This window comes from Methylobacterium sp. WL7 (genome assembly GCF_008040085.1).
GTDB lineage: Bacteria > Pseudomonadota > Alphaproteobacteria > Rhizobiales > Beijerinckiaceae > Methylobacterium > Methylobacterium mesophilicum.
This window is the reverse complement of sequence record NZ_VRVG01000207.1, coordinates 1-5,627: the sequence shown is the minus strand read 5'-3', so window position 1 is coordinate 5,627 and position 5,627 is coordinate 1. Positions and strand designations below refer to the sequence as shown.

The 5,627-nt window shown below is 71.1% G+C and carries 4 protein-coding genes; 1 reads left to right on the top strand and 3 read right to left on the bottom strand.

The genetic code is table 11. The features are described 5' to 3' along the window. Positions 1-209 precede the first annotated feature (209 nt). The 3 genes from FV233_RS27860 to FV233_RS27850 are packed head-to-tail and all read right to left on the bottom strand — an operon-like array spanning position 210 to position 3,892. Positions 210-1,142 carry an ABC transporter permease gene (locus FV233_RS27860; RefSeq protein ID WP_147855768.1) on the bottom strand — a complete coding sequence of 311 codons (933 nt, stop codon included), beginning with the start codon at positions 1,140-1,142 and terminating at the stop codon, positions 210-212. Further along, positions 1,108-2,067, bottom strand: coding sequence for an ABC transporter permease (locus tag FV233_RS27855; protein ID WP_147855769.1), 960 nt, complete (start codon positions 2,065-2,067; stop codon positions 1,108-1,110). Before FV233_RS27855 ends, FV233_RS27860 begins: the two co-directional genes overlap by 35 nt. A gap of 34 nt (positions 2,068-2,101) precedes the next feature. Beyond that, the gene (locus FV233_RS27850) at positions 2,102-3,892 is read right to left on the bottom strand and encodes a peptide ABC transporter substrate-binding protein (protein ID WP_147899460.1); all 1,791 of its coding nucleotides are present in this window, start codon (positions 3,890-3,892) and stop codon (positions 2,102-2,104) included. Positions 3,893-4,109: 217 nt separating this feature from the next. On the opposite strand from FV233_RS27850, the gene FV233_RS27845 reads away from it, so the two are divergent. Beyond that, positions 4,110-5,528: a M20 family metallopeptidase gene (locus FV233_RS27845; RefSeq protein WP_147899459.1), complete on the top strand. Its 1,419-nt coding sequence runs from the start codon at positions 4,110-4,112 to the stop codon at positions 5,526-5,528. Positions 5,529-5,627: the final 99 nt, after the last annotated feature.

Genomic DNA, 5,627 nt, shown 5'->3' with positions numbered 1-5,627 from the left:
CCGCGCATTGCCGGACCGAGGATCCGGAACCGCCGCGAAAAACACACCCAGACCGCCCATGCAGGATCTCCCGTGCTCCAGGAGACCTTAAAGAATCCAGTTCGCGCTTCGCCGAAAGACCCCGCTGCCAAATGCGATTCCCCTGCCCGCAGAGGGGGGAGGGAAGGCGCACGGCGATCTGGCCGCTCTCGAAGCTGCGCCGCCCCACCTCAAAAAACCCGGCGCGGGTCGAGGGCGTCGCGCAGGCCGTCGCCGATGAAGTTGATCGACAGGACCGTCAAAAAGATCGCGCCGCCGGGGAACAGCGCCCAGTGCGGGGCGACGTCGAGATGGTCCTTGGCGTCGAACAGCAGCCGGCCCCAGGTCGGGATGTCCGGGGGGAAGCCGAGGCCGAGGAACGACAGCGTGGATTCCGCGATGATCGCCGCCGAGACCTCGATGGAGGCGGCCACGATCACCGGCCCGAGCGCGTTCGGCAGGATGTGGCGGCGCACGAGGTGCCCGGTGGTGGCGCCCTGCGAGCGGGCCGCCTCGACGAACTCCTTCTCGCGGAGCGTCAGGAACTGCGCCCGCACCAGCCGGGCGACCGGCATCCAGCGCAGGCCGCCGATCACCGCGACGATCATGAAGAAGACGCCGCCCTGGACCCCGAACACGGCCTTCAGGCTGTCGCGGAACAGGTAGATCACCAGGAGCAGCAGGGGCAGTTGCGGCAGCGACAGGAACAGGTCGGTCAGCCACATCAGGGCCGGGTCGAGCAGGCGGCGCGACATGCCGGCCAGCGCCCCGACCACGACCCCGATCAGGCTCGCCACCGCCATGGCGGCGAAGCCCACCGCGAGCGAGATCCGGCCGCCGTAGATCATCCGGGCGAGCAGGTCCTGGCCGAGGTCGTCGGTGCCGAACGGGTGCGCCCAGGACGGCCCCTGGAGCTGGGCCGAGAAGTCGATGTCGTCGATGGCCAGCGGCCAGATCAGGCCGCCGAACAGCACGCCGCCGACCAGCACCGCCAGCACGGCGACGCTCGCCAGCGCCAGCCGGTGCCGGCGGAAGCGCCGCCAGGTCTCCCGCCCGGGCGAGGCCGGAGCGCGGGCGAGGGGTGGCGCCTCAACGGAGGGCGATGCGAGGGTCGAGCCAGCCATAGAGCAGGTCCGCGACGAGGTTGAACAGGACGACGAGGCCGGCGAACACGAAGGTCACGGCCATCACCACCGGGGTGTCGTTGGCCAGCATCGCGTCGATCAGCAGGGAGCCGATGCCGGGGATCCGGAAGATCTGCTCGGTGACGATGGCGCCGCCGAACACCGCCGGGATCTGGAGGGCGACGAGCGTCACCACCGGGATCAGGGCGTTGCGGGCGATGTGCCGGCGGGTCACCGTACCCTCGGTCAGCCCCTTGGCCCGGGCGGTGGTGACGTAGTCGAGGCGGGCGACGTCCAGCGCCGAGGCGCGCACGTAGCGGGTGTAGGAGGCGGCCTGGAAGAAGCCCAGCACCGCCACCGGCATGATCGCCTGCCGCACGCTCTCCCAGGCCCAGGCCAGCCCGGTGCCGGGCAGGTCGGCCTGGTAGACGAAGGGCAGCCAGCCGAGCTTGATCGAGAACAGCAGGATGAACAGCAGGCCGGTGAAGAAGGTCGGCAGCGAGAAGCCCACGAAGGCCAGGGTGTTGGCGACCTGGTCGGCCAGCGAGTAGGGCCGGCGGGCGGCGTAGAGGCCGACCGGGACCGCCACCAGCAGGGCCAGGACCTGCGAGGACCCGACCACGAACAGGGTGGTCGGCAGCCGCTGCAGGATCAGCGTGTCGACGTTCACCCGGCTGGCGAAGGAGAAGCCCCAGTCGCCGTGCAGCATCGCCCAGAGCCAGCGCAGGTAGCGGGTGAAGATCGGGTCATCGAGCCCGAACTTGAGCCGCAGGGCCGCGCGCACCTCCGGGGGCACGTTCGGGTTGGCGGCGAGTTCGCCGAACGGGTCGCCCGGCGCGAGCGCCAGGACGACGAACAGGATCAGGCTGATCCCGAGCAGGCTCGGGATCGCGATCAAGAGCCTGCGCAGGATGTAGGCGCCCATTGGTGTGCCTCGACTCTCGGCGCGCGTCTCCCGCTCAGGCCTCCCGGCTCCATTCGGGCAAGAACGCCAGGTCGTTGTCCCAGCCGCTGCGCGGCGCCACCAGCTTGGCGGCGGCCCCCGAGACCTCGGCCCGGTGGATCAGCGGCAGGATGTTCTCCGAGACCGCGAGGTCGTTGGCCTTGATCAGCAGGGCGGCGCGCTTGACCGGATCGAGCTCGGCCTGGGCGGCCTTGTAGGCCGCGTCGTAATCCGCGTTGCGCCAGCGCGCGATGTTGCGGCCCTGCCACTTGTTCTCCTTGGTGGCGGCCTCCCACGAGACGTACTGGAGCAGCCAGGTCGAGGGGTCGGCCTGGGTCATGCTGATCGCGTACATCTCCATGTCCGCGTAGAAATGCGGGAACGTGTCCGGGTTGGCGGTGTCGGAGGAGAAGAACACCGAGCCGGTGACCGATTTCAGCTCGATCTCGATGCCGGCCTTGGCCGCCGCCTGCTTGATGATCGCCTGGGTCTTCTGGCGCGGGGCGTTGATCGAGGTCTGGAACAGCAGCTTCAGCCGCTTGCCGTCCTTGGCCCGCACGCCGTCCGAGCCCTTCGCCCAGCCGGCCTCGTCGAGGAGCGCGTTGGCCTTGGCCGGATCGAACGCGAAGCTGGTGTTCTTCGAGACGAAGCGCTCCGGGCCATTGACCGAGTTGGCCGTGGCCCGGCCGGTGCGGCCGTAGATGTAGTCCTGGATCGACTTGCGATCGACCAGGAGGTTCATCGCGTGGCAGACCTTCGGGTCGGAGAAGGCGGGGTGCTTGGTCTTGAGCGAGGAGCGCTCGCCGTCGACCTCGACGTTCGGGTCGGTGGTGTTGAGCAGCAGGAACTCGAGCTTGCCGCCGTAGACGACGTCGACCCGGCCCTTGCCGCCGGTCTCCAGGCGCTTGAGCACCTCGTCCTCGACGAGCAGGTTCCAGGCGTAGTCGTACTCGCCGGTCTGGAGCACCGCGCGCGCCGCCGAGACCGCGTCGCCGCCGCCCTTCATCTCGATGGTGTCGAAATAGGGCCGGTTGGGCAGGTGGTAGTTCGGGTTGCGCTCGCCGCGGACGATGTCGCCGGGCCGGAACTCGAGGAACCGGTACGGGCCGGTGCCCACGGGGGCGAGGTTCTGGGGCGCCTCCCGGGACTTGGCCCCGGTATAGGCGGCGAACAAGTGCTTGGGGATCACCATGCCGACGGTACCCACGAAGGCATCGCTCCAGTACGGCGTCGGCTTGTCGAACAGGATCCGGATGCTGAGGTCGTCGACCTTCTCGACTTTGCAGTCCTTGTAGGAGCCGATCGTGACCGCCGCGGTGGCCGGATCGCGGGCGTAGTCCCAGGTGAACACGAGGTCGTCGGCGGTGAGCGGCTTGCCGTCGTGCCAGGTGACGCCCGGCTTGATCTTCCAGACCACCGAGCGGCCGTCCGCGGCCAGCCCGCCATTCTCCTTGGACGGGATCTCGGCGGCCAGCACCGGCACGAGGTTGCCGTCCGCGTCCCAGGCCGCCAGCGGCTCGTAGAAGATCCGCGAGGCCTCCTGGTCCTTGGTGCCGATGGCGAAATGCGGGTTGATCAGGGTCGGCGCCTGCCACCAGAGCAGGCGCAGCGCACCGCCGCCGCCGGCCTTGGCCGGCTTGTAGCCGGCGCGGATGTCGGCGGCCATCGCCACCCCGTTCCCGGCCAGCATCAGCCCGGCCATCGGCGCGGAGAGGCCGACCGCCAGCATCCGCTGCACGAAGCCGCGCCGTGACAGGTCCCCGGACTTCACCCGCCCGATGAGCCCGCGCAGATCCCGCTCGTCCATGCATCGATCCCTGATTGTCGCCGCGACCCGCACAGCATCCTTCTGGGTGCGGCTTTGGCAAGGCCCTTGGCAAGGGGCGCGCCAGTTACGCTTGGGGCGAAACGTCGTCGCCGGGGCTCGGCAGCCTGGCCCCGGGCCTGCATGACGGGTCGGACACGCAGGGCGCCGCACCCGCTATGGGTGCGCATCGACGCGAGACACGCTCGGAGACGACCCGATGGACAACCGCAACACCGTGTGGCGCCACGTGGACACGCAGAAGGCGCGGCTGATCGCCCTGTCCGAGCGCGTCTGGGGCATGCCGGAGGTCTGCTACACGGAGGAGCGCTCCTGCGCCGAGCACGCGGCGGAGCTGCGCCACCAGGGTTTTCGCGTCACCGAGCAGGTCGCGGGCGTCCCCACGGCGGTGATGGGCGAGGCCGGAGAGGGCGGTCCGGTCATCGCCTTCCTGGGCGAGTACGACGCGCTGCCGGGCCTGTCGCAGGAGGCGGGCGTGGCCGAGCACCGGCCGGTGGAGGCCGGTGGCCACGGCCATGGCTGCGGCCACAACCTGCTCGGGGCGGCGGCTTTGCTGGCCGCCACCGCCGTGAAGGACTGGCTGGCCGAGACCGGCACCCCCGGCCGCGTGCGCTACTACGGCTGCCCGGCCGAGGAGGGCGGGGCCGCCAAGGCGTTCATGGTCCGCGCCGGCGCCTTCGCGGATGCGGACATCGCGATATCCTGGCATCCCGGCAGCTTCTGGGAGGTGGCGCCCCCGGTGGCGCTCGCCAACACACGGGCGGACTTCATCTTCACCGGCCGGACCGCCCACGCGGCGGCGGCCCCGCATCTCGGCCGCTCGGCGCTGGACGCGGTGGAGCTGATGAGCGTCGGCGTGAACTACATGCGCGAGCACATGCCCTCCGACGCACGCGTGCACTACGCCTATCTCGACGCCGGGGGCATCGCCCCCAACGTCGTCCAGGCGAGCGCCCGGGTGCGCTACTCGATCCGGGCGCGGGACCTGCCGGGGATGCTCGCCCTGGTCGAGCGGGTGAAGAAGGTGGCCGAGGGCGCCGCCCTGATGACCGAGACCAGCGTCGAGGTGCGGATCGTCAGCGCCGTCTCGAACCTGCTCGGCAACGACCCGCTGGAGCAGGCGCTCCACGGCGTCATGGAGGAGCTCGGGCCGCCCCATTTCGACGCGGCCGACCGGGCCTTCGCCGACGCGATCCGGGGGACGCTCAGCGACGGCGACATCGATGCCGTGTTCCGCGCCATCGGACTGCCCCGCACGGAGGCACCGCTCGCCGATTTCCTGGTCCCGCGCGACGCCCCGCGCAACCCGGCGGTGGGCTCCACCGATGTCGGCGACGTGAGCTGGGTGGTGCCGACGGTGCAGGCCCACGCGCCGACCGTGGCGATCGGAACCCCGTTCCACACCTGGCAGGTGGTCGCCCAGGGGCGCAGCCCCGCGGCCCACAAGGCGATGGTCCAGGTCGCCAAGGCGATGGCCGCCACCGGCGCCCTGGCGCTCACCGATCCGGCCCTGCGGGAGGCCGCCAAGGCCGACCTCGCCCGCCGGGTCGGCGCCGCCGGCTACGTCTCGCCCCTGCCGCCGGAGGTGGCGCCCCCGCTGCGGATGTCGGTGGGGTGAGGGCAGCAGCCGGCCACGCGCGCACCTCTCCCTCCCCCCTCTGCGGGGGAGGGTGGGCCGGCCGTCAGGCCGGGTCGGGAGAGGGGCAGCGCGACGGTA

What these genes read in the sequence shown, in the direction of transcription:
- FV233_RS27855 (WP_147855769.1), bottom strand. Translation starts at nt 2,067, where the DNA reads ATGGGCGCCTACATCCTGCGCAGGCTCTTGATCGCGATCCCGAGCCTG.
- FV233_RS27845 (WP_147899459.1), top strand. Translation starts at nt 4,110, where the DNA reads ATGGACAACCGCAACACCGTGTGGCGCCACGTGGACACGCAGAAGGCG.
- FV233_RS27850 (WP_147899460.1), bottom strand. Translation starts at nt 3,892, where the DNA reads ATGGACGAGCGGGATCTGCGCGGGCTCATCGGGCGGGTGAAGTCCGGG.
- FV233_RS27860 (WP_147855768.1), bottom strand. Translation starts at nt 1,142, where the DNA reads ATGGCTGGCTCGACCCTCGCATCGCCCTCCGTTGAGGCGCCACCCCTC.